The sequence below is a fragment of the Blastochloris tepida genome, assembly GCF_003966715.1.
In the GTDB taxonomy this organism is placed as follows: domain Bacteria; phylum Pseudomonadota; class Alphaproteobacteria; order Rhizobiales; family Xanthobacteraceae; genus Blastochloris; species Blastochloris tepida.
In genome coordinates this window covers 2,449,396-2,475,142 of the sequence record NZ_AP018907.1, presented here as the reverse complement: position 1 = coordinate 2,475,142, position 25,747 = coordinate 2,449,396, and the positions used below count along the sequence as shown (strand labels likewise).

Sequence of the window (25,747 nt, the reverse complement as noted above, 5' to 3'; positions counted from 1 at the left end):
GTGGACGGGGTTCACCGGCCGGCTCTCTTCCTCTACACGAATCGACTACTCAGGCCGACCCCCGTGGCCCGACCCTGGCATTTGCCCCTCGCGGATGTCAGGCCAAGTCGGCTCACAAGATATTGAGATTGTGGATGAAGTTTTTCCGGCGCCGCGTGCCGTGCAGGTAGCGGGCACCGGGTTTCATCCACAAAGCTGAAGGACACCGCCGCCATGCCCGCGACCATCACCGCCCGTATCGCCGCCGAACTCGCCGTCCGGTCCCAGCAGGTCGAGGCGGCGGTGACGCTGCTGGACGGCGGCTCGACCGTGCCGTTCATCGCCCGCTACCGCAAGGAAGTCACCGGCGGTCTCGACGATGCGCAGTTGCGCACGCTGGAGGAGCGGCTGACGTACCTGCGCGAACTCGACGCGCGGCGCGAGGCGGTGCTGACCGAGATCCGCTCCCAGGACAAGCTGACGCCGGAGCTGGAAGCGGCGATCCAGGCCGCCGACACCAAGGCGGCGCTGGAGGATCTCTATCTGCCGTACCGGCCCAAGCGCCGCACCAAGGCGCAGATCGCCCGCGAGGCGGGGCTGGAGCCGCTGGCCGATCTCCTGCTCGCCCATCCGGAGAAGGATCCTGCCGCCCAGGCTGCGCCCTTCGTCGATGCCGAGAAGAAGGTGGCAGACGCCGCGGCAGCCCTGGAAGGCGCCCGCGCCATCCTGGTCGAGCGCTTCAGCGAGACCGCCGATCTGGTGGGATCCTTGCGCGAGGAGATGTGGGCGCGCGGCCGCTTCGTCTCGAAGGTGCGCGACGGCAAGGCCACCGAGGGCGTCAAGTATTCCGACTATTTCGACGTCGCCGACCCGCTGCCCAAGCTGCCGGCGCACCGCGTGCTGGCAATGCTGCGCGGCGAGAAGGAGGAGATCCTTGATGTCTCCATTGTCCCGGAGCCGCCGGCCGAAGCCGACGTCAAGGGGCCGAGCGAATATGAGCGGCGCATCGCCGCCCGCTTCGATATCTCGGACCGCGGCCGCCCCGGCGACCGCTGGCTGGCCGACACCGTGCGCTTCGCCTGGCGCACGCGGCTTCAGCACCAATTGGCGGTCGATCTGCGGCTGCGCCTGCGCGAGATGGCGGAAGCCGAAGCCGTGCGCGTGTTCGCCGCCAACCTGCGCGCGCTGCTGCTCGCCGCGCCGGCCGGGCCGCGGCCGACGCTGGGGCTCGATCCGGGGTATCGCACCGGCGTCAAGGTCGCGGTGGTCGATGCCACCGGCAAGGTGGTCGACACCGCCACCATCTATCCCCACGAGCCGCAGCGCCGCTGGGATGAATCGCTCGCCGTGCTCGCCGCCCTGGTGAAGAAGCACAAGGTGGAGCTGGTGGCGATCGGCAACGGCACCGCCTCGCGCGAGACCGAGAAGCTCGCCGCCGATCTGATCAAGGACAAGCCCGACCTCAAGCTGATCAAGGCGGTGGTGTCGGAGGCCGGCGCCTCGGTCTATTCGGCCTCGGCCTATGCCTCGCAGGAACTGCCGGAGCTCGACGTGACGCTGCGCGGCGCGGTGTCGATCGCCCGGCGCCTGCAGGATCCGCTGGCGGAACTCGTCAAGATCGATCCCAAATCGATCGGCGTCGGCCAGTACCAGCACGATGTCGACGAGCACCAGCTTGCGCGCTCGCTCGATGCGGTGGTGGAGGACTGCGTGAACGGCGTCGGCGTCGATCTCAACACCGCGTCGGTGCCGCTTCTGGCGCGCGTGTCGGGGCTGTCGGAATCGCTCGCCCGCAACATCGTCGTCCACCGCGACACCAACGGTGCCTTCACCTCGCGGGCGAAGCTGCGCGACGTGCCGCGGCTCGGCCCCAAGGCGTTCGAGCAGTGCGCCGGCTTCCTGCGAATCCGCGACGGCGAGGATCCGCTCGATGCCTCGGGCGTGCATCCGGAAGCCTATGACGTGGTGCGCAAGATCCTCAAGGCCACCGGCAAGACCGCGAAGGCGCTGATCGGCGACGAGATCACGCTGCGCGGGCTGAAGCCGCACGCCTTCGCTGATGAGCGCTTCGGCGTGCCCACGGTGTCGGACATTCTGCGCGAGCTTGAGAAGCCCGGCCGCGACCCGCGCCCGTCGTTCAAGACCGCCACCTTCCAGGAGGGCGTCGAGAAGCTGTCGGACCTGAAGCCCGGCATGATCCTGGAAGGCAGCGTGACCAACGTCGCGGCGTTCGGCGCCTTCGTCGATATCGGCGTCCACCAGGACGGGCTGGTGCATGTGTCGGCGATGTCGAAGACCTTCGTGAAGGATCCGTCGACCATCGTGAAGCCCGGCGACGTGGTGAAGGTGAAGGTGCTCTCCTGCGATCTGGCGAGGAAGCGCATCGCGCTCACCATGCGGCTCGACGATCCGCTGCCCGATGCCGCGAGTTCGCCCGCCGGCAGCCGTCCGTCCGCGTCATCGGGTCCGAAGCCGCCGCGCCGCGAGCAGCGGCAGGAATCCTCGGGCGGCGGTGCGCTGGCCGAGGCGCTGGCCCGCGCAGCGGCGCAGCGCGATGCGGGCAAACGGGGGCGGTGAGCCGCTCGCTGTCGCCCCCGGCGACCGCCGTCAGGCGGTCGGGAAGGGGGCCTATCAACTGCGCACTCGAAGCTGCCGGTCTGCTTTGTGGATCCCCTTCCCTCGCACCGCTTCGCGGTGCTCGCCGGGGATGACCGCGGCGCTCACACCACCCCCGCCGCCTGCGTCACATCGGCGATCAGGTCGTCGGCGTGCTCCAGCCCCACCGACAGCCGCAGCATGCCGTCGGTGATGCCGAGCGCCGCGCGCTCCTCCGGCTTGAGGCGCGAATGGGTCGTGGAGGCCGGGTGGGTGATCAGGCTCTTGGCATCCCCGAGATTGTTGGAGATGCGCACCACCTTCAGCGCATTGAGGAAGGCGAACGCGCCGGCCTTGCCGCCCGCGACCTCGAACGCCACCATGGTCGAGGGCCCCAGCATCTGCCGGGCGATCAGTTCGGCCTGCGGGTGGTCGGCGCGGCCGGGAAAGAACACCCGCGTCACGCCCGGCAAGGCCGCCAGCGCGTCGGCGACCTTGGCGGCAGTGGCGGCTTGGCGCTCGACGCGCAGCACCAGCGTCTCCAGGCTCTTCAGCAGCACCCAGGCATTGAACGGCGACAGCGTCGGCCCGCTCATGCGCAAAAAGGGTTGAATCTTCTCTTCGAGCAGCTTGCGGCCGCCCAGGATCGCCCCGCCCAGGCAGCGGCCCTGGCCGTCGATATGCTTGGTGGCGGAATAGACCACCACGTCGGCGCCGAGCTTGAGCGGCTTCTGGAAGACCGGCGTGGCGAACACATTGTCGACCACGACGAGCGCCCCGGCGGCGTGCGCGATCTCGGCGATGGCCGCGATGTCCATCACCACCAGCGTCGGATTGGCCGGGCTTTCCAGGAAGCACGCTTTGGTGTTCGGCCGCATCGCGGCGCGCCACGCATCGAGGTCGGTGCCGTCGACAAGGGTCGAGGCGACGCCGAAGCGGGGGAGAAAATCCTCGATGATCCAGCGGCAGGCGCCGAACATCAGCCGCGGCGCCACCACATGATCGCCGGCTTTGAGGAGGCCGACCATGGCGCCGTGCACCGCCGCCATGCCGGTGGCGGTGGCGCAGCACATCTCCGCGCCCTCGAATTCGGCGAGCCGGTCCTCGAACATCGCCACGGTCGGGTTGGCGTAGCGGGTGTATTGGTAGCCCGGATCCTCGTTCTTGAACCGCGCCTCGGCGGTCTCGGCGCGGTCGTAGACGAAGCCCTGGGTCAGGAACAGCGTCTCCGAGGTCTCGCCGAACTGCGAACGCTGGATGGCGCCATGCACCAGCCGGGTCTCGGGGTGGAGATCGTCGAAGGGGGTCGTGGGCATCGGTCACGGGCGCTTGAAAGGGGAAATGTCCAACTGCACCCGTTGGCACGCCGATGCAAGACCGGAGCAGGAGGCAGGCGGTATGACCGGCATTGGCGGCGGCCTGCGCACGCCTGCCGCTTCCCCCCCGCGCCGCGGCGCGCTAATCGTCGGGCAACATCAAACCGGTGAGGGGAGTTCAGCCATGGGCGCGGGAGTGGTCATCGTCGGCGGCGGGCAGGCGGGGTTGCAGCTTGCCACCAGCCTGCGCCAGGGCGGCTATGGCGAGGCCATCCGCATCATCGGCGCCGAGCCCTATTCGCCCTATCAGCGGCCGCCGCTGTCGAAGGCGGTCCTGTCGGGCGAGGCCGGCGTCGACACCGTGCCGCTGCGCGCCCCTGCCTTCTTCGCCGACAACCGGCTCGACCTCGTCACCGGCCGCCGGGTCGAGGCCATCGACCCCGGCGCCAAAACGGTCACCGCTGGCCCCGACACCATCCCCTACGACCACCTGATCATCGCCACCGGCGCCGATGTGCGCAAGCTGCCGGTGCCGGGCGCCGAGCTGGAGGGCGTGCTCTACCTGCGCGGGCTCGACGATGCGCTGAAGCTCAAGGAGGCGCTGGCCCGGCCGCGGCAGGTGGTGGTGATCGGCGGCGGCTTCATCGGGCTGGAGGTGGCGGCCTCTGCCACCAAGCTCGGCTCGAAGGCGGTGGTGGTCGAGGCGCTGCCGCGGGTGCTGGCGCGCTCCACCGCGCCGGTGATGGCGTCGGCCATCGTGCGCCGCCACGGCGAGAAGGGCGTCGAGATCAGGACCGGTGCCGGCGTGTCCCGCATCGAGGGCGAGGGGGCGGTCTCGGCCGTCGTGCTGTCGGACGGTACCAAGTTGCCGGCCGATCTGGTGGTGGTGGGCATCGGCGTGGTGCCGGCGGCCGGCATCGCCCAGGCGGCGGGCATCGCCACCGACAACGGCATCGTCGTCGACGAGCTTCTGCGCACCTCGGCGCCCGATGTGTTCGCCATCGGCGACGTGGCGCGCTTCCCCACCCGCTTTGCGCCGAAGCCGGTGCTGGTCGAATCGGTGCAGAACGCCATCGACCAGGGCAAGGCGGTGGCAGCGACCATCCTCGGCAAGCCCAAGCCCTATGACGCCGTGCCGTGGTTCTGGAGCGACCAGTTCGACATGAAGCTGCAGACGACGGGTCTCGCCTTCGATGTCGAGGAGGCGGTGGTGCGCGGCGATCCCGACAGCCTCGCCTTCTCGGTGTTCCTGCTCCGGGGCGGCCGGGTGATCGCCGTCGACACCCTCAACAAGCCGGCCGACCACATGATCGGCCGCCGGCTGGTCACCGCCGGCACGCGCCTCAGCGCCGCCGAGATCGCCGACCCGTCGTTCGACCTCAAGCAGGCCGCGGCCGACCCGGCCCGGGGCTGACGTGCCGGCCTCCGGCCCGGTCGCCATCGCCATCATGGCCAAGGTGCCGGCGCCGGGGCGGGTGAAGACCCGGCTCTGCCCGCCGCTGACGCCGGCCGATGCGGCGGCGCTCGCGGCGGCGTTCCTGGCCGATGTCGCCGGCCGGCTGGCGGATCTGGCCCACCGCCTCGGCGCGGTGGCGTATGTCGCCCATGCGCCGGCCGGCGAGGCTGCGGCGATGGCCGCCGCTCTCCCGCTGCCGCTGCCCCTGATCCCGCAGGGGGAAGGCGATCTCGGCGCCCGCATGGCCGGCGTGGTGGCGGCGCTGTGCGCCCATGGCCACCGCGGCGTGGTGCTGCTCGGCACCGATGCGCCGACGCTGCCGGACGCCATCATCGAGCAGGCGGTGCGCACCCTCGATGTCCCCGGCCGAATCGCCATGGCGCCGATGCGCGATGGCGGCTACGGCGTGCTGGCGCTCGACCGGCCGCACCCGGCGCTGTTTTCCGGCATGCCCTGGAGCACGGGCCAGGTGGCGGCGCTGACCCGGCAGCGGGCGCAGGCGGCGGGGCTCGACCTGACCGAACTGCCGGGCTGGTACGACGTTGATGATCCGCCGTCGCTGGCGCTGCTCGCGGCCGAGCTTGCCGGCCGTCCACCGGAGGTTGCGCATGCCCTGCCGGGGGGGCGGGCGCCGCGCACCGCCGCGCTGTTGGCGGCGCTTCGCGTCCGGGGGCATAGCCTGGGCTGAACCGGCCCGGCGTTCTGCCACAATCCCGACATAAGACGACCCGACGTGATCAGGAAGGTGACCGGGAGAAGGCGACATTGCTCCATGAAGCCGGGGCTCGATCGACAGTCGGCTCTCGCGAGGCCAGCCGCGGCGTCATCGTCCTCCCGTGTCGAGGGCAGATGACCGGCGGCATGCCTGATCCGAAAATGCTCCGGGGCCGGAGCAGGACCAGGGGGGCCGGTCGATGACGATTTCGAACAACGTTTGGAATGCCTCGAAAAGCAGTGTTCAACTGGCGCTGACATCCCTGTGGCGTGCGCTGTCATTCCTCCGCGACCGGGTGCTGGCGCGGGTGCCGCGGCCGGCGGTGTTCATCGCGCTCGGCACCATCGCCGGGGCGGGCGTGCTCTTCACCGTCTCGTCGCTGGTCGGCGTCGCGGTCGAGACCTGGAGCCGCGGCGACGTGCAGTTGCGGGCCCGCATCGTGCTGCTGTCGGCCAAGGACCAGATCGAGGAGCTGGCGCGCGATCCCTCGCCCGAGGCCGCCGCCGAGCTTCAGGCGCTGTTTGCGCGCCTGATCACCGACGAGCGGCTGCAGGCGGTCGGCATCTGCGAGCCGGACGGCCGCATGCGGGCGCCGACCTCGACCATGCCGTCGCGCCTGCTGTGCGCCTCGATTCGGCGCGGCAAGGCCGAGACCACGATGCCGATCCGGCTCGACAGCCAGGATCTGCTGGTCTCGGCGTTTCCGCTCGCCGAGGGCGCGCTGGGCCATGTCGTCATCGTCCATGACCTGACCTACGCCAAGGCGCGCTCCGACAAGGCGCGAATCTACATTCTGGCCGCGACCGTGATCGCGGCGCTGCTGGTCAGCGGAGCGGTGGGGCTGGCGATGCTGGTGCTGGTGCGCAACTGGCGCACGGCGCTACGCGCCACGCTGGAGGATCTCAGGGCCGGCCGGGTCGATGCGCCCCATACCGAGGCCGCCCTGCCGGCGGAGTTGCGCGAGGCGCTCGACCAGTACGATCTCGTGCGCCGCACCATCGACGGCGTCCACATCGACTGGACGCCGGAGACGCTGCAGCGGGCGCTGGGCAGCGAACTGCCCGGCGCCGAGGTGCTGGTGGTGTCCAACCGCGAGCCCTACATCCACAACCACATCGAGGGCGGCGGCATCAGCGTCCAGATTCCGGCGAGCGGCCTCGTCTCGGCGATCGAGCCGGTGATCCGCGCCTGCGGCGGCACCTGGATCGCCCATGGCAGCGGCAGCGCCGACCGCGACACGGTGGACGCCGCCGACCGCATTGCCGTGCCGCCCGACGCGCCGAGCTACGCTCTGCGGCGGCTCTGGCTCACCGAGGAGCAGCAGGACGGCTACTATTACGGCTTCTCCAACGAAGGCATGTGGCCGCTGTGCCATATCGCCTTCGTGCGGCCGACCTTCCGCGAGAGCGACTGGCGCTACTATCGCGAGGTCAACGAGATGTTCGCCGAGGCCGTGGTGCGCGAGGCGAAGACGCCCGATCCCATCGTGCTGGTGCAGGACTATCACTTCGCGCTGCTGCCGCGCATGGTGCGCAACCGCCTGCCCAAGGCCACCATCGTCACCTTCTGGCACATCCCGTGGCCGAATGCCGAGACCTTCGGCATCTGCCCGTGGAAGGAGGAGATCATCGACGGCCTGCTCGGCTCGTCGATTCTCGGCTTCCACACCGACTTCCACTGCAACAACTTCTTCGAGACGGTGGACCGCTTCGTTGAGAGCCGCATCGACCGCGAGCGGCGCTCGATCACGCTCGGCGGCCATGAAACGCTGGTGCGTCCCTATCCGATCTCGATCGAATGGCCGCCCTCGGCGCTGGCCGGCCAGAAGCCGGCGGCGGCCTGCGGCGTGGCGGTGCGCAGCCGCTTCGGCCTCGGCGAGGGCGTGCGCATCGGCGTCGGCATCGAGCGCTTCGACTACACCAAGGGCATCGTCGACCGGCTGCACGCCGTCGATGCGCTGCTGCAGAACCATCCGGAATGGCTCGGCCGCTTCACCTTCATCCAGGCGGCGGCCCCCACCCGCAGCAAGATCGCCTCCTACCGCGCGTTGCAGGACGAGGCGGTGGCGCTGGCCGACGAGATCAATGCCCGCCACGGCACGCCCGATTGGCGGCCGGTCGTGCTGTCGATCCGCCACCACCAGCCGTCCGAGGTGTTCGAGCTGTTCCGCGCGGCGGACTTCTGCGTGGTCTCCAGCCTGCACGACGGCATGAATCTGGTGGCCAAGGAGTTCGTCGCCGCCCGCGACGACGAGCGCGGCGTGCTGGTGCTCTCCACCTTCGCCGGCGCATCGCGCGAGCTGGTCGAGGGGCTGATCGTCAATCCCTATTATGCCTACGACATGGCGGACGCGATGAACCGGGCGCTGACCATGCCGGTGGCCGAGCAGGAGGCGCGCATGCGCCAGATGCGGGCGCTGGTGCGCACCCGCAACGTCTATCGCTGGGCCGGCCAGATGCTGCTCGATGCCGCGCAACTGCGCCGGCGCGAGGCGATCGAGACGCTGGCGGCGGGCAACATCGCCGCACTGCCGCGCCTCTTGAGCCGCCGCATGGGGTAGAGCGGGTCAGCCGGCGCGGGCGCGCGCCTGCACCACCAGCAGCGCCAGCGCGCACGACACCAGCCGGCTCGGCACGGTCTCGGCGCTGCCGGCCGGCACGATCGGCACGCGCGCGCCCAGCAGGATGCCGGCGGCCTGCGCATCGGCGAGATGGCGCAGCTCCATCGCCAGCATGTCGCCGGCCTCCAGATTGGGCACGACCAGGATGTCGGCATTGCCGGCCACCGGCGAGGTGAGCCCCTTGGCGCGCGCCGCCGCCTCGTTCACCGCGGTCTCGAACGACAGCGGCCCGTCGAGCTGGCCGCCCACGATCTGGCAGCGCTCGGCCATCTTGCACAGTTGCGCGGCGTCGAGCGTCGAGGGCACGCGCGGCGTCACCATCTCCCCCGCCGACAGCAGCGCCACCCGCGGGCAGGCGATGCCGATGGCGAGCGCGAGGTCGATGGCGTTCTGAACGATGTCGCGCTTGACGGTGAGCGTCGGCGCCACGTGCACGCCGGTATCGGTGATCAGCAGCGGCCGCGGATAGGTCGGCACGTCCATCACCATGACCTGGCTGAGGGCGCCGTGCCCGGCGAACGTGCCGGCGGCCGCGGCGATCAGCTCGTCCTCCGGCACCGAGCCGTTGACGATCGCTTCGACCTTGCCGGCGCGGGCCAGCGCAAAGGCGGCGTCGATCGCCGCCGGCTCGTCGTCGGCCTGCACCAGATCGAACGGGGCGATGTCGAGGCCGGCATCGGCGGCGACCCGGCGGATCACCGCGGCGCGGCCGACCAGCACCGGCTTGAGCAGGCCGGCCTCCGCCGCCCGCAGCGCCAGGTCGAGCGCATCGGCATCGATTGGATTGACCACCGCGGCGCGCACCGGCGCCGGATCGGCGGCGAGATCGAGCAGGCGCTGCAGGCGCGGGCGCCGGTGCTCCAGCCGCACGGTCGGCAGCTCGGCCGGCGGCCGCTTCACCTTCACGGTCGGCGCCACCACCTCGGCCGTGCCGCTGATCACCGTCTCGCCGCTCTCATTGACCGCCGTGCAGTCGAGCCCGATGCGCTTCTTCTCCGGATCCTTGCGCGCCACCACGACCTTGACGGTGAGCCGGTCGCCGATCTTGACCGGGCGGCTGAACGACAGCGTCTGGCTGCGATAGATGGTGCCGGGGCCGGGAAGCTGGGTGCCGAGCACCGTCGAGATCAGCGCCGCACCCCACATGCCGTGGCCGATCAGATCGCCGAACACCGTGTGCTTGGCGTATTCGAGATCGAGATGCGCCGGGTTCACGTCGCCCGACAGCACGGCGAACATCTCGATGTCGCGCAGTGTCAGCCGGCGGACGAGCTGCGCGGAATCGCCGATCGCGATCTCGTCATAGGTCTTGTTCTCGATAAACGGCATGCGGCCTTTCCTGACGCCCATTCCCGGCGCCGATCGATCCGTCGCGGAACGCGCCCGGCGGCAGCTTTGCCGCCGCCGCGCGACACGACCATGAAACCAGGGTCCGGAACCGGGTACCCTGCGCATTCGACCCCGCCGCGGCCCAGCCGGCAACGCCGGCTCGCCCGCGCGCCCGGTATAGCGCGGATCGCGGGGGCGCGAGCGGCAAAGGACGGTGGAAAGGCCGCCCCAGGCCGTCCCGGGCCGCCGTTGGCCGCGCCGATCCGCGACGAAGGTTTCAGATGCAACAGGCTTGACCTTGCCGGGCGACCTAATGGTAATCTTCCGGATGGGATGACACGCGGGCTTTCCAGACAGCGGCGCGCCAGACGCCGGCGGAGAGCGTAGGCAGGACATGAGCGACTTCATTGTCGAGACGGATGGCCTTACCAAGGTTTTCAAGGGCTTCACCGCGGTCGACTCGGTGTCGCTGCGCATCCGGCGCGGCTCCGTCCATGCCCTGATCGGCCCCAATGGCGCCGGCAAGACCACCTGCTTCAACCTGCTGACCAAGTTCCTGGAGCCGTCGCGCGGCGCGATCTTCTACAATGGCCGCGACATCACCCACACCAGGCCCGCCGACGTCGCCCGGCTGGGCATGGTGCGCAGCTTCCAGATCTCCGCCACCTTCGGCCACATGACGGCGCTGGAGAATGTGCGGGTGGCGCTGCAGCGGCCGCTCGGCACCTCGTTCCATTTCTGGCGCTCGGACGCCTCGCTCAGCCGGCTCGACGGCCGGGCGATGGAGCTGCTCGACGATGTCGGCCTCGCCGAGTTCGCCGATGTGCCGGCCGCCGACCTCTCCTATGGCCGCAAGCGGGCGCTGGAGATCGCCACCACGCTGGCGCTCGACCCCGAGATGCTGCTGCTCGACGAGCCGACCTCCGGCATGGGCCACGAGGATGTCGGGCGCATCGCCGAGCTGATCCAGCGCGTCGCCCGGCAGAGCGGCAAGAACCGCACCGTGCTGATGGTCGAGCACAATCTGTCGGTGGTGGCGGGTCTCTCCGACACCATCACCGTGCTGGCGCGCGGGCAGGTGCTGGCCGAGGGGCCCTATTCGGAGGTCTCCAGCAATCCCGAGGTGGTGGAAGCCTATATGGGGACCGGCCATGCCTGAGGCGGGCGCGATGCAGACAGGCACGCTGGACGCCGGTGTAGCCGGCTCGGTGGCGGCGGCGCACCGGCCGCTGCTCGAAGTGTCGGACCTCCACGCCTATTACGGCGAATCCCATGTGCTGCACGGCATGACCTTCACCGTGCCCGAAGGCGAGGTGGTGACGCTGCTCGGCCGCAACGGCGCCGGCAAGACCACCACCATGCGCGCCATCATGGGCATGCTGAAGAGCCGCAAGGGCTCGATCCGCTTCGATGGCGTCGAGACCGTGGGCCTGCCCTCCAACAAGGTGGCGCGGCTCGGCATCGCGCTGTGTCCGGAGGAGCGCGGCATCTTCGCCGGCCTGAACGTGCAGGAGAACCTGCTGCTGCCGCCGGTGGTCAAGCCGGGCGGCCTGTCGGATGCCGAGGTCTACGAGCTGTTTCCGCGCCTCCTGGAGCGGCGCTACAGCCAGGGCACCAAGCTCTCCGGCGGCGAGCAGCAGATGCTGGCGATCGCCCGCATCCTGCGCACCGGCGCCAAGCTGCTGCTGCTCGACGAGCCGACGGAGGGCCTTGCGCCGGTGATCGTGCAGCAGATCGGCGAGCTGGTGCGCACGCTGAAGCACAAGGGCTTCACCATCGTGCTGGTGGAGCAGAACTTCCACTTCGCCTCCACCGTCGCCGACCGCCACTACGTCGTCGAGCACGGCCGGGTGATCGACATGTTCCGCAACGACGACATCGAGGCCAACCGCGACAAGCTCGCATCCTATCTCGGCGTGTGACGCGCGCCGCAGCAGACGTTCAACAACAACCATCGGGAGGAGACCACATGCGCATACGGACGATCCTGTTGGCGGCCGCGGCGACGCTCGCGGCCACCACGGCCAACGCGCAGAATTCCGACGGCGTCGTCAGGATCGGCGTGCTCAACGACCAGTCCGCGCTCTATGCCGACATGTCCGGCCAGGGCTCGGTGTGGGCGGCGCGCAAGGCGGTCGAGGATTTCGGCGCGGCGGCCAAGGGCATGAAGGTCGAGATCGTGTTCGCCGACCACCAGAACAAGGCCGACGTCGGCTCCAACATCGCCCGGCAATGGTACGACCAGAACGGCGTCGACATGATCGTCGACGTGCCGAACTCGTCGGTGGCGCTGTCGGTCAACCAGATCACCCGCGAAAAGAACAAGGTGTTCCTCAATTCGGGCGCGGCGAGCTCGGACCTCACCGGCAAGGCGTGCTCGCCCAACACCATCCACTGGACCTACGACACCTGGGCGCTGGCCAACGGCACCGGCAAGGCGGTGGTGCAGACCGGCGGCGACACGTGGTTCTTCGTCACCGCCGACTACGCCTTCGGCCACGCGCTGGAGCGCGACACCGAGGCGGTGGTGCTGGCCAATGGCGGCAAGGTACTGGGCAAGGTGCGCCACCCGCTGCAGACCCAGGACTTCTCGTCCTTCCTGCTGCAGGCGCAGGGCTCCGGCGCCAAGATCATCGGCCTCGCCAATGCCGGCGGCGACACCATCAACTCGGTCAAGCAGGCGGCCGAGTTCGGCATCACCCAGGGCGGGCAGAACCTCGCGGCGCTGCTGGTGTTCCTCACCGACGTCCACTCGCTCGGCCTGAAGACGGCGCAGGGCCTGGTGTTCACCGCGGCGTGGTACTGGGATCTCACCGACGACGACCGCGCCTTCGCCAAGGCGTTCGCCGCCGACAACAAGGGCATGCACCCGACCATGGTGCAGGCCGGCGTCTATTCGGCGGTGATGCACTATCTCAAGGCGGTCGAGGCGCTGGGCAGCGATGCCGACGGCGCCGCGGTGGTGGCCAAGATGAAGGAGATGCCCACCGACGACAAGCTGTTCGGCAAGGGCCAGGTCCGCGCCGACGGCCGCAAGATCCACGACATCTATCTGTTCGAGGTCAAGACGCCGGCCGAGTCGAAGGCGCCGTGGGACTATTACAAGCTGCGCGCCACCATTCCGGCCGCGGACGCCTTCCGGCCGCTCGACCAGGGCGACTGCCCGCTGGTCAAGCGGAGCTGACGCACGGATCGCCGCCGCGCCTTCCCTCTCCCCTTGTGGGAGAGGGTGGCGAGGATGAGCGAAGCGAAGGCCGAGCCGGGTGAGGGGTATTTTCGAGCCGCTCGATGTCACCCCTCACCCGCCTCGCGATCTTAGGGATCGCTCACCACCCTCTCCCGCAAGGGGAGAGGGAAAGAGAGCGAAGCTCCAAGCCACGATTATTACGCGACCGTCGGCCGAAGACCGTTTGAGGAGCCGCCAAAATGTTCGAGCTGATCGGCGTGCCGCCGGCGGTGCTGTTCGGCCAGCTCCTGCTGGGCCTGATCAATGGCGCGTTCTACGCGATCCTGTCGCTCGGGCTCGCGGTGATCTTCGGCCTGCTCAACGTCATCAATTTCGCGCATGGCGCCCAATACATGATGGGCGCGTTCGCGGCGTGGATGCTGCTCACCTTCGCCGGCATTCCCTATTGGGCGGCGCTGGTGGTGGCGCCGGTGCTGGTCGGCGCCACCGGCATCGTCGTCGAGCGGCTCCTGCTGTCGCGCATCTACCACCTCGACCACCTCTACGGCCTGCTGCTCACCTTCGGGCTGGCGCTGATCCTGGAGGGAGTTTTCCGCAGCCAGTTCGGCTCGGGCGGCCAGCCCTATCCGAACCCGCTGCCGGGCGGCCAGAATCTCGGCTTCATGTTCCTGCCCAACTACCGCGCCTGGGTGGTGGTGCTGTCGCTGGTGGTGTGCCTCGGCACGTGGTTCATGATCGAGCGCACCAAGCTCGGCTCGTACCTGCGCGCCGCCACCGAGCGGCCGGATCTGGTGCAGGCGTTCGGCGTCAATGTGCCGCGCATGATCACCCTGACCTACGGCTTCGGCGTCGGACTCGCCGCCCTTGCCGGCGTGCTGGCGGCGCCGATCTATCAGGTGAGCCCGCTGATGGGCTCGAACCTGATCATCGTGGTGTTCGCGGTGGTGGTGATCGGCGGCATGGGCTCGATCCTGGGCTCGATCGTCACCGGCTTCGGGCTCGGCCTGATCGAGGGACTGACCAAGGTGTTCTACCCCGAGGCCTCCAACACCGTGGTGTTCGTGATCATGGCGATCGTGCTGCTGATCAAGCCGGCGGGCCTGTTCGGAACGGCGAAATAATAACGGGTGCGCGAGAGTTTCGAGGATGGAGACGATGCTGGTGAGGGCCGAGGAGACGACCGGGACGCCGGCCGGTGCGCCGGCCGCGGCCCGGCGCCAGGGCGGCGGCGCCACCTTCCTGTGGCTGCTCGCGGCGATGGTGGCGGTGGGCGTCGTCGCGCCGTTCTTCGCCTATCCGGTGTTCCTGATGAAGGTGCTGTGCTTTGCGCTGTTCGCCTGCGCCTTCAACCTGCTCATCGGCTATGTCGGCCTGCTGTCGTTCGGCCACGCCATGTTCTTCGGCGGCGCCGCCTATGTGTGCGGCTACGGCATCAAGACGCTGGGGCTGACGCCGGAGCTCGGCATTCTCGCCGGCATGGCGTTCGCGGGGCTGCTCGGCACCGCGGTCGGCTGGCTCGCCATCCGCCGCCAGGGCATCTATTTCGCCATGGTCACGCTGGCGCTGGCGCAGATGTTCTTCTTCTTCTGCCTGCAGACGCCGTTCACCGGCGGCGAGGACGGCATCCAGGCCATTCCGCGCCGGCCGCTGTTCGGCGTCATCCCGACCACCGACGACACGGTGCTCTATTTCATCGTGCTGGCGCTGTTCCTCGCCGCCTTCCTGCTCATCTACCGCATCGTGCATTCGCCGTTCGGGCAGGTGCTGAAGGCGATCCGCGAGAACGAGCCGCGCGCCATCTCGCTCGGCTATCGCGTCGAGCGCTACAAGCTCCTCGCCTTCGTGCTGTCGGCGACGCTGGCCGGCATGGCCGGGGCGATGAAGACGGTGGTGTTCCAGCTCGCCTCGCTCACCGACGTCGCTTGGCAGATGTCCGGCGAGGTGGTGCTGATGACGCTGGTCGGCGGCATGGGCACGGTGTTCGGCCCGGTGGTCGGGGCCGGCATCATCGTCGCGATGCAGAACTATCTCTCCGGCATCGGCGAGTGGGTGCTGGTCACCCAGGGCGTGGTGTTCGTGGCCGCCGTGCTGCTGTTCCGCCGCGGCGTGGTCGGCGAGATCGCCGCGCTGGTGAAGCGGCTGCGCGCCCGCGGCGAGGGCTGACACGGTTTTCGGCTGACCGGCCCGGCCGCGAGAAGGACCGGAGAGCCGGGTAGATCAGTCGGAAACCGGATAACCCATCAGTGCTTGCCGCCGCAGCACGCGCTGCCGTGGCTGTGAGGCGCGGGCGCGCCAGCGGCCGGGATTTGCGAGGCTGGGGCACGCGGGGTCGCGGCGTCGAGATGGGCCAGCCGGCCGCTCAGCGCCTGCGACATCTCCTCGAGGATCGCCAGCACCTCGATCGAGGCGTCGTTCAGATCCTTGAGCGCGGCCAGCGCGCCGTCGATGTCGCCTTCGCCATGGGCGGCGATGGCGCGAATGCCGGCGGCGTGCACGCGCTGGTGCGGCGCCACGAGCTTGGCGTAGGCGGGCAGCGCCTTGATGTTGGCTGTGGTGATGGCATCGTACCATTTGCCGAGGCGGCAATTGTGATGGTCGGGAACCTCGGCCACCGGCCAGGTGTCGCGGCCCATCAGCACGTCCATCACCCGCTTCTTGAACATCACATGGTCGATCTTCGCCATCTCCACCAGCGAGCGGTGCGAGCCGGCGGCGAACCACGCCTTGGCGTTCTCCGAGAAGCGGCTGTTGGAGCTGTGCAGATGGCCGGCCATCGACACCAAGAGATCGTGATTGTCGCCGGCGATGATCGCCACCTTGTCGATCGAGGCGGCGATCTCGGCGCTGGCGCCCTTCTGCTGATGCAGGATGTCGGAAATGCCCTGCATGCGCGCCGAGACATTGCCGACCTGATCGGCGACCACGGTCATGGTGCTGGCGGCCTCGGCGATCGCCGTCTGGCCGTCCACCACGGCGGACTTGGAGCGCTCCATCGTCGACAGGATGACGCCCATGCCCTCGCGCAGCGAGGCGATGCGGCGGGTGATGTCCTCGGTCGATTTCGAGGTCTGGGTGGCGAGGTTCTTCACCTCGCTCGCCACCACCGCGAAGCCGCGGCCGGCGGCGCCGGCCCGCGCCGCCTCGATGGTGGCGTTGAGCGCGAGCAGATTGGTCTGGCCGGCGATGCTCTCGATCACCGTCAGGATCTGGCCGATCTGCTCGGAGGCCACGGACAGTTCGTCCACCGAGCGGGCGGTCTCCTCCACCGCGGCGGCGATGTTGGTGATCGCGCCGTTCACCTGCTCGACGGCGGTGCGCCCGGCCAGCACGTTGCGGTTGGTCTCGGCGGCGTCGCTCGCCGCGCCCTCGCTGTTGCGGGCGATGTCTTCGACCGAGGCGACGAGCTCGGCCGCGGCCGAGGCGATGGTCTGCGCGCCCGACGACAGGTTGCGGGTGTTGCGCGACAGATGCGCGAGGTCGAAGGCGAGATTGTTGACGTCGCTGACGGTGCCGGCGAGCGAGCGCAGGCTGGAAAGATTGCTCTCGCTTTGGATGGTGCGCGCGCCGTGCGCCAGCGTCTGCGCCTCGCCGGCGGCGCTGGTGCGCAGGATGTCCTCGAACAGGCGGGCGATCAGCGCGGTCAGCACCCGGTCGAGCGCGCGGCGGTTCAGCCGGTGGCGCCGGGTAAGCTGTGGCACCAGCCGCATCAGCAGCCAGCCCTGGGCGGCGACGTGGCAGATCGGCGGCAGCCCCGCCTGTGCTTCGGCGCCGGCAGGAGCCTCGGCCGCGGCCGGCGCGCGGCCGGTGAACAGCGCCTCCAGATGGGCCATCCGGGCGGCGACCTGCTGGGCGGTGGCGCTGCCGTCGCCGGTGAGCGGCTGCAATTGGGGAAGACGCTGCAGCCCCGTGTAGAAGTCGGCGAGATCGCTGCCGATCGTCGTCTTCAAATCTTTCCACACCGCAGCGAGCGAATCTCCGTTCTCGCCGGCCTTGCCGATCATGCCGGCAAGGCTTTCCGCGGCGGCGGTGATATCCGCGGCCGGCTCTGCTTTGAGTTGAGCGGTTGCGTTGGCCACTGTCTTATCCCCTCTTCCCGCGACAAGCAGAAAACTTATTGCAAAAGGGTTCTGAACGAGGGGTTACGATCACGAATAGTTTGCAATGCGGTATGAAAACAGACATGCCGCGCGGGGACCGCGCGGCATGTCCAGCCGGGGGGCAGGGATGGTTCGGGGGGTCAGGCGCGCAGCGGCTTCAGGGCTTCGGTCCAGCGCAGAAGCTCGTTGAGCAGCGCGGTGGCCGAGTCCTTCTGCATGTCGTTGGGCACAAACGTCTTGTTGGCGTCGATCTGCTGCCCGGCCAGTGGCACCACCACCGCCTCGACCAGCGGCACGATCTTCAGCGTCGTCAGGTGCAGCTTGGCGATCTGCGCGCTGCGCAGGCCGCCGGAAATGCCGCCGTACGAGACGATGCCCGCCGGCTTGTAGTTCCATTCCTTGTAGACGAAATCGAGCGCATTGATCAGCGACGGCGGCGGCGAGAAATTGTATTCGGGCAGGACGAAGACATAGGCATCCGCCGCCGCGACGCTGGCCGACCACGCCTTGGTGTGGGCCTTTTCGTAGATCTGCGTCGAGGGATGCTGCGGCTCGTCATAGATCGGCAGGTTGAAGCTGGCGAGATCGACCGGCACCGCCTCGAACCCGCCATGCGCCTTGGCGACGTCGTGGAACCATGCGGCGATCGAGGGGCCGATGCGGCCGGGGCGGGTCGAGGTGGTGATGATGTGCAGGCGAGGGGCCATCGTTCCACTCCTGGTGATCGGTGGGTTGGTATACTATTGTAACCAACGATGACTATGTGACCGGCCCGGAGCCGGCGCAAGGAGGCACATCGATGAAACCCGGTCACAGCAATGTACCTGCAACCCAGGCTTTTGCCGGCGGCACGCCCAACGGCGGCACGCCCGCCAACCACGTCACCGCCAACCACGTCACTGCCGATTGCGCGCGGGTGGCGCCGGTGCTGTCGCGCATCGGCGACAAATGGACGGTGCTGGTGGTGACCTTCCTCGGGCGCGGGCCGATGCGCTTCAACGCGCTGCGCCGGGAGATCGGCGGCATCTCGCAGCGCATGCTGACGCTGACCCTGCGCAGCCTGGAGCGCGACGGGCTGGTGACCCGCACCGTCTATCCCACCGTGCCGCCGCAGGTGGAATATGCGCTGACCGAGCTTGGCCGCTCGCTGCTGACGCCGGTGCTGGCGATCCGCGACTGGGCACGCCAGAACGCGCTCCAGATCGAGGCGGCGCAGGCCCGCTTCGATGCCTTGGCCGCGGCGGCGAAACCCGCCTGCGGCGGCGGCCCGCCCCACGTCGGCAGCCGGCCGTCAGCGGCCGGCGTCGAGGAGGTCGCGCACCTGCAGAGCGAGCGATAGCGAGGCGGTGAGCCCTGGCGACTCGATGCCGAACAGATTGACCAGCCCCGGCACGCCGTGGTCGGCCGGCCCCTCCACCACGAAATCGGCGGCCGGCTCGCCGGGGCCGGTGATCTTGGGGCGGATGCCGGCATAGGCCGGCACCAGCGCGCCCTCCGGCAGGCCCGGCCAATAGGTGCGGATGGCGGCGGCGAACGCCGCGGCGCGGCCGGCGTCGGGCGTGTAGTCGAGCACGTCGGTCCATTCGACATCGGGGCCGAACCGCACCTGCCCGCCGAGATCGATGGTGGCGTGGATGCCGAGCCCGGCCTGCTCGGGGATCGGATAGACGAGGTGGCGGAACGGCGCCTTGCCGCCGGCCAGCGCGAAATAATTGCCCTTGCAGAGCCGCGCCTGCGGCGCCCGCGCGCCGGGATAGCCGCTGATCCGCCGGGCGAGATCGGGCGCCACGAGACCCGCGGCATTGACCAGCACATCGCAGGAAAGCCGCATCGGCTCGGCGCCGCCGGTCTCGACCATGAAGCCACGGCCGGTGGCCTCGGCGGCGGCAAGCGGCGTGGCCAGCGCCAGCATGCCGCCCGCGGCCTCGATGTCGCCGCGCAGCGCCAGCATGTAGCCGTGGCTGTCGAGAATGCCGGTGGACGGCGACCACAGCGCCCGCACGCAGGCGACCTCCGGCTCCAGCGCGTGCGCCTCGCCTTGGTCGAGCCAAGCGAGGTCGCCGACGCCATTGGCCTCGGCCTGCGTCTTGAGCGCTTCGAGCTTCGCCACCTGCGCGTCGCTGGTGGCGACGATCAGCTTGCCGATGCGGCGGTGATCGATGCCGCGGCTGGCGCAATAGGCGTAGAGCGCGCGGGCGCCGGCCACGCAGTGGCGCGCCTTCAGGCTGCCCGGCGGATAATAGATGCCGGCGTGGATCACCTCGGAATTGCGCGAGGACGCGCCGGTGCCGATCGCGCTCTCGGCCTCGATCAGCACCACCTCGCGGCCGGCCTCGGCCAGCGCACGCGCCGCCGCGAGCCCAACCACGCCGGCCCCGACGACGATCGCCTCGACGTGGTCCATCCGCGCGGTCAGCTCGTCATCCGGTCGAGGAAGTCCTCGACATAGTGGCGGAACCACACTGTGTAGGCGTCCGGCCGGGCGGCGATGTCGGCCACCAGATCCTCGACCGAAACCCAGCGCCAGGACTCCACCTCGTCGGGATCGGGCGAGATCGCGCCGTCATAGGTGCCGATGAACACGTGCACGACTTCGTGCTCGATCAGGTCGGGATCGACCGCGGCGCGGTAGGTGGTCACGAACGCCGGCTCCAGCGCGCAGGCGATGCCCATCTCCTCGACCAGCCGGCGGCTGGCGGCGGCGGGCACGGTCTCGCCCGGCCGCGGATGGCTGCAGCAGGTGTTGGTCCACAGGCCGCCCGAATGATACTTGCCGGCGGCGCGCTGCTGCAGCAGCCAGCGCCCGTCGCGGTCGCGCACGATCACCGAAATGGCGAGATGCTTGAGGCCCTTGCGATGGGCGTCGAGCTTCTCGGCGGTGCCGGCCGGCTGGTCGGCAGCGTCGAGCAGCACGACATGCTCCAGCGTCCCGGCCGATGCCGCAACGCAATCCGTCCCAATCTGCTGCATGCTTTGATCCTTGAACTCCGGCGATGGCGTCACAGGGCGCGATGTCCGTGGGGCAGGCGGCCATCGTAGCGTCCGCCGAGGGGATGCCGCAATGTCGACGGGGTTTCGGCCGAACGGTATACGTGTATCCTCTGACCGAACCTGTCGCGACCGTTCGGCGTCAAATACGGGTATCGTTGCGGCGAAGTTTTCCCGGAGGTTCGCATGCGCCCTGTCGTCCGCGCCGCCCTGGCCGCGCTGCTGCTGATCCTGCCCGTTGCCGCCCTTGCCCAGACGCCGCCGCTGCCGGTGCCCAAACCCGTGCAGTCCGCCCCCGTGCAGCCGGTCATGCCCAAGGAGCTGGTGCGCCAGGATCTGGCGGCGGCCTCGCTGCGGCTGGAGGATCAGCTCAGGCGCGAGGGCGCCTCGCAGATCGCCGGGCGCAGCGTGCAGCAGTTGCGGCGCGCCGCCGAGTCGCGGCTCATTGCCGATCCCCGCGCCGCGCTGCTCGATGCGAGTGCGGCGGTCGCGGCCGAGCCCAAGGATGCCGGCGCGTGGCTGGCGGCGACGCGGGCCTTCCTCGCCATCGATCCCGGGGACGGCCGCGAGCGCTTCCAGCTTCTCGAGAACGCATCGATCGCCGCCTATGCCGCCTACCGCCGCGCCACCACCCGCAACGACGAGGCGGCGGCGCTGACGTTGCTCGGCGATGCGCTGACCAAGCGGCAGATGTGGCGGCCGGCGATGGACGCCTATCTCGCCAGCCTCAAGCTGGTCGAGACCGCCGAGAACCGCTCGGCCTACGAGACGCTGCGCGCCGAGCACGGCTTCCGCATCGTCGATTACACGGTGGCGGCCGATGCCGCAGCACCCCAGGTGTGCTTCCAGTTCTCCGAGGCGCTGGCCTCGCGCGATCTCGCGAGCTTCGTCACGGTCTCCGGCCAGCCGAACCCGGCGGTTTCCGTCTCGGGCAAGGAGCTGTGCGTCGATGGTCTCGCCCACGGCGAGCGCTACGCCATCGTGCTGCGCCAGGGCCTGCCCTCGACCGTCGGCGAGGCGCTGCTCAAGGCCGCCGACTACGAAATCTATGTCCGCGACCGCGCCCCGCAGGTGCGCTTCACCGGCAAGAGCTACATCCTGCCGCGCACCGGCCAGACCGGCATTCCGCTGGTCTCGGTCAATGCGCCGCGCGCCCGCATCGCCATCAGCCGCATCGGCGACCGCAATCTGATCTCGACGTTGCACGGCGGCGGCTTCCTCACCCAGCTCGAACCCTATGAGCAGGCGCGCATCCAGGACGAGCAGGGCGTGAAGGTGTGGTCGGGCACGCTCGATCTGCCGAACGAGCTCAACAAGGACGTCACCGCCGCCTTCCCGGTGCTGGAGGCGGTCGGCACGCTGGAAGCCGGCGTCTATGTGATGACGGCCAAGGCCGATGACGGCCGCTCCGCCAAGGCCGAGGAGGAGGATTACGAGACGCTGGCCACGCAGTGGTTCGTGGTCTCCGATCTCGGCCTGTCGGCGATCAGCGGCTCGGGCGGCGTCGAGGTGCTGGTGCGCTCGCTGGCCAGCGCCCAGCCGCTTGCCGGTGTCGAGGTCAAGCTCGTCGCCCGCAACAATGAGGTGCTGACCACCGCCACCACCGACAAGCGCGGCATCGCCAGCTTTGCCGCCGGGTTCGCCAAGGGCAAGGGCGGGCTCGCCCCCGGCCTCGCCATCGCCACGGACGCGAAAGGCGACTACGCCTTCCTCGATCTGGCGCAGAACCCGCTCGACCTCACCGACCGTGGCGTCAAGGGCCGCGACGCGCCGGCCGCGCTCGATGCCTTCGTCTATGCCGAGCGCGGCGTCTACCGCTCGGGCGAGACCGTGCATGCCACCGCGCTGGTGCGCGATGCCAAGGGCGCTGCGGCCAAGGGCGTGCCGCTGACGCTGGTGGTGGAGCGGCCCGACGGCGTCGAATATCGCCGCGTCAGCGTCGAGGATCAGGGTCAGGGCGGCCGGTCGCTGTCGGTGCCGCTGGTCGCGGGCGTGCCCTATGGCACGTGGCGCATCTCGGCCTTCGCCGATCCCAAGGGGCCGGCGATCGGCGAGACCACGTTTCTGGTCGAGGACTATCTGCCCGAGCGGCTGGAGCTGACGCTGGAGCCGGCCCAGGCGGCGCTCAAGCGCGGCGAGCCGGCCGAGATCAACGTCGCGGTGAAGTATCTCTACGGCGCCTTCGCCACCGGCCTTCCCGTCACCGGCGAGGTGGTGCTGGAGGCGGCGCCGCGCGGCGTGCTGCCGGGGTTCGAGGGCTACGCCGTCGGGCTTGAGGATCAGGCGTTCGACACCGTGCGCGGCGATCTCGAGATCGACGCGGTGACCGATGCCCGCGGCCGCGCCAGCGTGATCGCCGAACTGCCGGAGACCGAGGCCCGCCGGCCGCTGCAGGCGAAGATCACCCTGTCGGTCGCCGAGCCGGGCGGCCGCGCGATCTCACGCAGCGTCATGCTGCCGGTGCGCCCGGCCGGCGCGGCGATCGGCGTCAAGCCGCTGTTCGGCGAGGGCAGCCTCGGCGAGGGCGCGGCCGCCACCTTCGACGTGATTGCCGCCGCCGCCGACGGCACCCGCATCGCCCGTCCGCGCGCAAGCTGGACGCTGTCGCGCATCGACACGCGCTATCAATGGTTCCGCCAGGACGGCCGCTTCGAATACGAGGCGGTGAAGCAGACGCGCCGCGTCGCCGACGGAACGTTCGACATTTCGGCGGAGGAGCCCGCGCGCATCTCGGCGCCGGTCGGCGGCTTCGGGCGCTACCGGCTCGACGTCAAGACGGAGGGCAGCGACGCGGCCCAGACCAGCCTGTTGTTCAATGTCGGCTGGGGCGGCGATGCCACCGCCGACACGCCCGACCTGCTGGCGGTGACGCTGGACAAGGCAAGCTATCGCGCCGGCGAGACCATGACGGTGAAGCTCGATCCGCGCTTCGCCGGCACCGCCACCCTGGCGGTGGTCGGCGATGCGGTGTCGGATCTCCGCGTCATCACTGTCGAGCGTGCGGGCGCCGCCGTCACCGTTCCGGTCAAGGCGGACTGGGGTGCGGGCGCCTATGTGGTGGCGCTGGCCCACCGGCCGATGGATTCGGCCGCCAAGCTGATGCCCGGCCGCGCGCTCGGCCTTGCCTGGTTCTCGATCGACCGCGAGGCGCGCACTCTGCCGGTGTCGCTCGCCGTACCGGCGGTGATGCGGCCGCGGCAGGCGCTCTCAGTGCCGGTCACCATCGGCAATCTCACGCCGGGTGAGGAGGCGTTCGTCACCATCGCCGCCGTCGATGTCGGCATCCTCAACCTCACGCGCTATGAGAGCCCGAGCGCGGTCGGCCATTTCCTCGGACAGCGCAAGCTCGCGGCCGAAGTACGCGATCTCTACGGCTTCCTGATCGACGGCATGCAGGCGGCCAAGGGCGCCATCCGCTCGGGCGGCGACATGCCGCCGGCCGCGCTTGAGGGCAGCCCGCCGGCCCAGGCGCCGCTCGCCCGCTATTCCGGCGTGGTCAAGGTCGGGCCGGACGGCACCGCCCAGGTCGATTTCGACATTCCGGCCTTTAACGGCACGGTGCGGGTGATGGCGGTCGCCTGGAGCGCCGGCAAGGTGGGTCAGGCCTCGGCCGATGTCATCGTGCGCGATCCGGTGGCGGTCACCGCCACGCTGCCGCGCTTCCTCGCCATCGGCGACACGTCGTGGCTGCATCTCGCCCTCGACAATATCGAGGGTGCGGCCGGCACCTACACCGTGGCGGTGGAGGCCGGCGGCCCGGTCAAGGCCGAGCCGGTGCGCCGGCAGGTCCGCATGGACGCCCGCGCCAAGCGCGAGGTCACCGTGCCGGTCACCGCCACCGCACCGGGCATCGCCACCATCGACGTGCGCATCACCGGCCCCGATCTCGACATCGCCCAGAGCTACGCGCTGCCGGTGCAGCCCGGCACGCTGGCGGTGGTGCGGCGGCGCGTGCTGCCGCTGGAGCCGGGCCAGACGCTGGAGGTCACCGCCGATCTCGGCGCCGACCTCGTGCCCGGCACCGGCGTGGTGTCGGTCGCGGCCTTGCCGCTTGCCGCCCTCGACGTGCCGGCGCTGCTGAAGGCGCTCGACCGCTACCCCTATGGCTGCTCCGAACAGATCGTCAGCCGCGCGCTGCCGCTGCTCTATGTCAGCCGGCTGGAGAAGACCGAGGGGCTGGCGCTCGACGGCGATTCGGACGCCCGCATCCGCGAGGCGATCGAGCGGGTGCTGGCGCGCCAGGATTCCTCGGGCACCTTCGGGCTGTGGTCGGTCGGCGGCAACGACGTGTGGCTCGATGCCTTCGTCACCGACTTCCTCACCCGCGCCCGCGAGCGCGGCTACAACGTGCCCAAGACCGCGTTCGATCTCGCGCTCGACCGGCTGCGCAACTTCGTCGTCAACCAGACCGAGGTGAAGCCGGAGAGCGCCGCCGGCCTCGCTTATGCGGTCTATGTGCTGGCCCGCAACGGCCGGCCGGTGATGGGCGATCTGCGCTACCTCGCCGACACCAAGATCGGCGCGTTCGACAGTCCGCTGGCGCGCGCCCAGATCGCCGCCGGCCTCGGCCTGCTCGGCGACCGCGGCCGCGCCGAGCGCGCGTTCGGCTCGGCGCTGGTCCGGCTGGCCGCGGCGACCGATGGCGCGGAGGCGCGCTCCGATTACGGCTCGCGGCTGCGCGACGGCGCGGGCCTGTTGGCGCTGGCGCTGGAGAGCGGCATCCCGGAACGCGATCTGATGCGCGAGGCCGGCAGCGTGATCGAGAAGGCCCGCGACGCCACCCGCACCACCACCACCCAGGAGAACGCTTGGCTGGTGCTGGCGGCCAATGCTGCGGCCAAGGCGTTCGAGGGCGTCGAGCTCAGCGTGGCCGGCGAGGCCAAGACCGGCGCCTTCTACCGCGCCATGCCGATGGCGGCGCTGCAGGGCCGGTCGATCCCGGTGACCAACACCGGCAAGGAGACGATCCGGCTGGTGGTCGGCGTCAACGGCAATCCGCAGACGCCCGAGCCGGCGGTGAGCGAGGGCTACACCATCGACCGCGCCTATTATGCGCTCGACGGCACCAAGCTCGAACTGCGCGAGCTTCGCCAGAACCAGCGCGTGGTGGTGGTGCTGACGGTCGCCGAGCACCAGGAGGGCTTCGCCCGCGTGCTGCTGGTCGACCGCCTGCCGGCGGGGCTGGAGATCGACAGCCCGTCGCTGGTGGAGGGCAGCGACGTCGAGGGGCTGGACTGGCTCAAGCGCGACATCGAGCCGGTCCACACCGAGTTTCGCGATGATCGCTTCGTCGCGGCGTTCGAGCGCTCCGGCAAGGCGGCGACCTATTCGGTGGCCTATGTGGCGCGCGCGGTCTCGCCCGGCCGCTACGTGCATCCGGCGGCGGTGGTGGAGGACATGTACCGGCCCGAGCATTTCGGCCGCAGCGGCTTCGGCACGCTCGAGGTGCTGCCGGCCCGGTGAGG

General features: G+C 70.0%; 16 protein-coding genes and 1 pseudogene. 11 read left to right on the top strand and 6 right to left on the bottom strand.

Annotated elements, in window-relative coordinates; translation table 11 throughout:
- The first annotated feature begins 213 nt into the window (after positions 1 to 213).
- Positions 214 to 2,556: a Tex family protein gene (locus BLTE_RS11345; RefSeq protein ID WP_126400645.1), complete on the top strand. Its 2,343-nt coding sequence runs from the start codon at positions 214 to 216 to the stop codon at positions 2,554 to 2,556.
- Positions 2,557 to 2,699: 143 nt separating this feature from the next.
- On the opposite strand, the gene metZ is transcribed toward BLTE_RS11345, so the two are convergent.
- The gene (gene metZ / locus BLTE_RS11340; RefSeq protein ID WP_126400643.1) at positions 2,700 to 3,890 is read right to left on the bottom strand and encodes an O-succinylhomoserine sulfhydrylase; all 1,191 of its coding nucleotides are present in this window, start codon (positions 3,888 to 3,890) and stop codon (positions 2,700 to 2,702) included.
- 184 nt (positions 3,891 to 4,074) lie between these two features.
- Here metZ and BLTE_RS11335 point away from each other — a divergent pair, with 184 nt between their 5' ends.
- The 3 genes from BLTE_RS11335 (at position 4,075) to BLTE_RS11325 (ending at position 8,621) form a co-directional block, all read left to right on the top strand.
- A complete protein-coding gene (locus tag BLTE_RS11335; RefSeq protein WP_126400640.1) occupies positions 4,075 to 5,304 on the top strand; it encodes an NAD(P)/FAD-dependent oxidoreductase in 1,230 nt (409 codons plus the stop codon).
- A gap of 1 nt (position 5,305) precedes the next feature.
- Entirely contained in the window at positions 5,306 to 6,034 is a 729-nt protein-coding gene (locus BLTE_RS11330) for a TIGR04282 family arsenosugar biosynthesis glycosyltransferase (protein WP_126400637.1), read from the top strand.
- Positions 6,035 to 6,260: 226 nt separating this feature from the next.
- Entirely contained in the window at positions 6,261 to 8,621 is a 2,361-nt protein-coding gene (locus BLTE_RS11325) for an alpha,alpha-trehalose-phosphate synthase (UDP-forming) (RefSeq protein ID WP_126400634.1), read from the top strand.
- Positions 8,622 to 8,627: 6 nt separating this feature from the next.
- Here BLTE_RS11325 and BLTE_RS11320 read toward each other — a convergent pair whose 3' ends face one another.
- Entirely contained in the window at positions 8,628 to 10,010 is a 1,383-nt protein-coding gene (locus BLTE_RS11320; RefSeq protein ID WP_126400631.1) for a bifunctional enoyl-CoA hydratase/phosphate acetyltransferase, read from the bottom strand.
- A gap of 394 nt (positions 10,011 to 10,404) precedes the next feature.
- Between BLTE_RS11320 and BLTE_RS11315 the strand changes: the two genes are divergently transcribed.
- From BLTE_RS11315 to BLTE_RS11295, 5 genes are all read left to right on the top strand, one after another.
- The gene (locus tag BLTE_RS11315; RefSeq protein ID WP_126400628.1) at positions 10,405 to 11,169 is read left to right on the top strand and encodes an ABC transporter ATP-binding protein; all 765 of its coding nucleotides are present in this window, start codon (positions 10,405 to 10,407) and stop codon (positions 11,167 to 11,169) included.
- A gap of 10 nt (positions 11,170 to 11,179) precedes the next feature.
- The gene (locus BLTE_RS11310; RefSeq protein ID WP_244599966.1) at positions 11,180 to 11,932 is read left to right on the top strand and encodes an ABC transporter ATP-binding protein; all 753 of its coding nucleotides are present in this window, start codon (positions 11,180 to 11,182) and stop codon (positions 11,930 to 11,932) included.
- A 47-nt stretch (positions 11,933 to 11,979) separates the two neighbouring features.
- Positions 11,980 to 13,194 (top strand): ABC transporter substrate-binding protein, encoded by a 1,215-nt coding sequence (locus BLTE_RS11305; RefSeq protein WP_126400621.1) that lies wholly within the window; start codon positions 11,980 to 11,982, stop codon positions 13,192 to 13,194.
- A 242-nt stretch (positions 13,195 to 13,436) separates the two neighbouring features.
- Positions 13,437 to 14,318, top strand: a complete 882-nt coding sequence (locus BLTE_RS11300; protein ID WP_126400619.1) for a branched-chain amino acid ABC transporter permease — start codon at positions 13,437 to 13,439, stop codon at positions 14,316 to 14,318.
- A gap of 34 nt (positions 14,319 to 14,352) precedes the next feature.
- Complete coding sequence (locus BLTE_RS11295; RefSeq protein ID WP_126400616.1) at positions 14,353 to 15,360, top strand: branched-chain amino acid ABC transporter permease; 1,008 nt, start codon at positions 14,353 to 14,355, stop codon at positions 15,358 to 15,360.
- A gap of 77 nt (positions 15,361 to 15,437) precedes the next feature.
- Here BLTE_RS11295 and BLTE_RS11290 read toward each other — a convergent pair whose 3' ends face one another.
- Positions 15,438 to 17,273 carry a methyl-accepting chemotaxis protein gene (locus BLTE_RS11290; protein ID WP_126400613.1) on the bottom strand — a complete coding sequence of 612 codons (1,836 nt, stop codon included), beginning with the start codon at positions 17,271 to 17,273 and terminating at the stop codon, positions 15,438 to 15,440.
- 161 nt (positions 17,274 to 17,434) lie between these two features.
- Entirely contained in the window at positions 17,435 to 18,001 is a 567-nt protein-coding gene (locus BLTE_RS11285; RefSeq protein ID WP_126400610.1) for an NADPH-dependent FMN reductase, read from the bottom strand.
- Between the two features lie 92 nt (positions 18,002 to 18,093).
- Between BLTE_RS11285 and BLTE_RS11280 the strand changes: the two are divergent.
- Positions 18,094 to 18,525 (top strand): annotated as a pseudogene (locus tag BLTE_RS11280) (winged helix-turn-helix transcriptional regulator); the annotation flags it as partial.
- 60 nt (positions 18,526 to 18,585) lie between these two features.
- Here the strand turns inward: BLTE_RS11280 and BLTE_RS11275 are convergent.
- Both BLTE_RS11275 and idi read right to left on the bottom strand, forming a co-directional pair.
- Positions 18,586 to 19,698, bottom strand: coding sequence for an NAD(P)/FAD-dependent oxidoreductase (locus BLTE_RS11275; protein ID WP_126400604.1), 1,113 nt, complete (start codon positions 19,696 to 19,698; stop codon positions 18,586 to 18,588).
- A gap of 8 nt (positions 19,699 to 19,706) precedes the next feature.
- The gene (gene idi, locus BLTE_RS11270; RefSeq protein ID WP_126400601.1) at positions 19,707 to 20,264 is read right to left on the bottom strand and encodes an isopentenyl-diphosphate Delta-isomerase; all 558 of its coding nucleotides are present in this window, start codon (positions 20,262 to 20,264) and stop codon (positions 19,707 to 19,709) included.
- Between the two features lie 204 nt (positions 20,265 to 20,468).
- Here idi and BLTE_RS11265 point away from each other — a divergent pair, with 204 nt between their 5' ends.
- A complete protein-coding gene (locus BLTE_RS11265) occupies positions 20,469 to 25,745 on the top strand; it encodes an alpha-2-macroglobulin family protein (RefSeq protein ID WP_126400598.1) in 5,277 nt (1,758 codons plus the stop codon).
- The last annotated feature ends 2 nt before the right edge of the window (positions 25,746 to 25,747 follow it).

Bases quoted from the DNA above. Each gene is read 5' to 3' on its own strand.
- BLTE_RS11345 (WP_126400645.1), top strand. From the start codon at position 214: ATGCCCGCGACCATCACCGCCCGTATCGCCGCCGAACTCGCCGTCCGG.
- metZ (WP_126400643.1), bottom strand. From the start codon at position 3,890: ATGCCCACGACCCCCTTCGACGATCTCCACCCCGAGACCCGGCTGGTG.
- BLTE_RS11335 (WP_126400640.1), top strand. From the start codon at position 4,075: ATGGGCGCGGGAGTGGTCATCGTCGGCGGCGGGCAGGCGGGGTTGCAG.
- BLTE_RS11325 (WP_126400634.1), top strand. From the start codon at position 6,261: ATGACGATTTCGAACAACGTTTGGAATGCCTCGAAAAGCAGTGTTCAA.
- BLTE_RS11320 (WP_126400631.1), bottom strand. From the start codon at position 10,010: ATGCCGTTTATCGAGAACAAGACCTATGACGAGATCGCGATCGGCGAT.
- BLTE_RS11315 (WP_126400628.1), top strand. From the start codon at position 10,405: ATGAGCGACTTCATTGTCGAGACGGATGGCCTTACCAAGGTTTTCAAG.
- BLTE_RS11310 (WP_244599966.1), top strand. From the start codon at position 11,180: ATGCAGACAGGCACGCTGGACGCCGGTGTAGCCGGCTCGGTGGCGGCG.
- BLTE_RS11305 (WP_126400621.1), top strand. From the start codon at position 11,980: ATGCGCATACGGACGATCCTGTTGGCGGCCGCGGCGACGCTCGCGGCC.
- BLTE_RS11300 (WP_126400619.1), top strand. From the start codon at position 13,437: ATGTTCGAGCTGATCGGCGTGCCGCCGGCGGTGCTGTTCGGCCAGCTC.
- BLTE_RS11295 (WP_126400616.1), top strand. From the start codon at position 14,353: ATGCTGGTGAGGGCCGAGGAGACGACCGGGACGCCGGCCGGTGCGCCG.
- BLTE_RS11285 (WP_126400610.1), bottom strand. From the start codon at position 18,001: ATGGCCCCTCGCCTGCACATCATCACCACCTCGACCCGCCCCGGCCGC.
- BLTE_RS11275 (WP_126400604.1), bottom strand. From the start codon at position 19,698: ATGGACCACGTCGAGGCGATCGTCGTCGGGGCCGGCGTGGTTGGGCTC.
- idi (WP_126400601.1), bottom strand. From the start codon at position 20,264: ATGCAGCAGATTGGGACGGATTGCGTTGCGGCATCGGCCGGGACGCTG.
- BLTE_RS11265 (WP_126400598.1), top strand. From the start codon at position 20,469: ATGCGCCCTGTCGTCCGCGCCGCCCTGGCCGCGCTGCTGCTGATCCTG.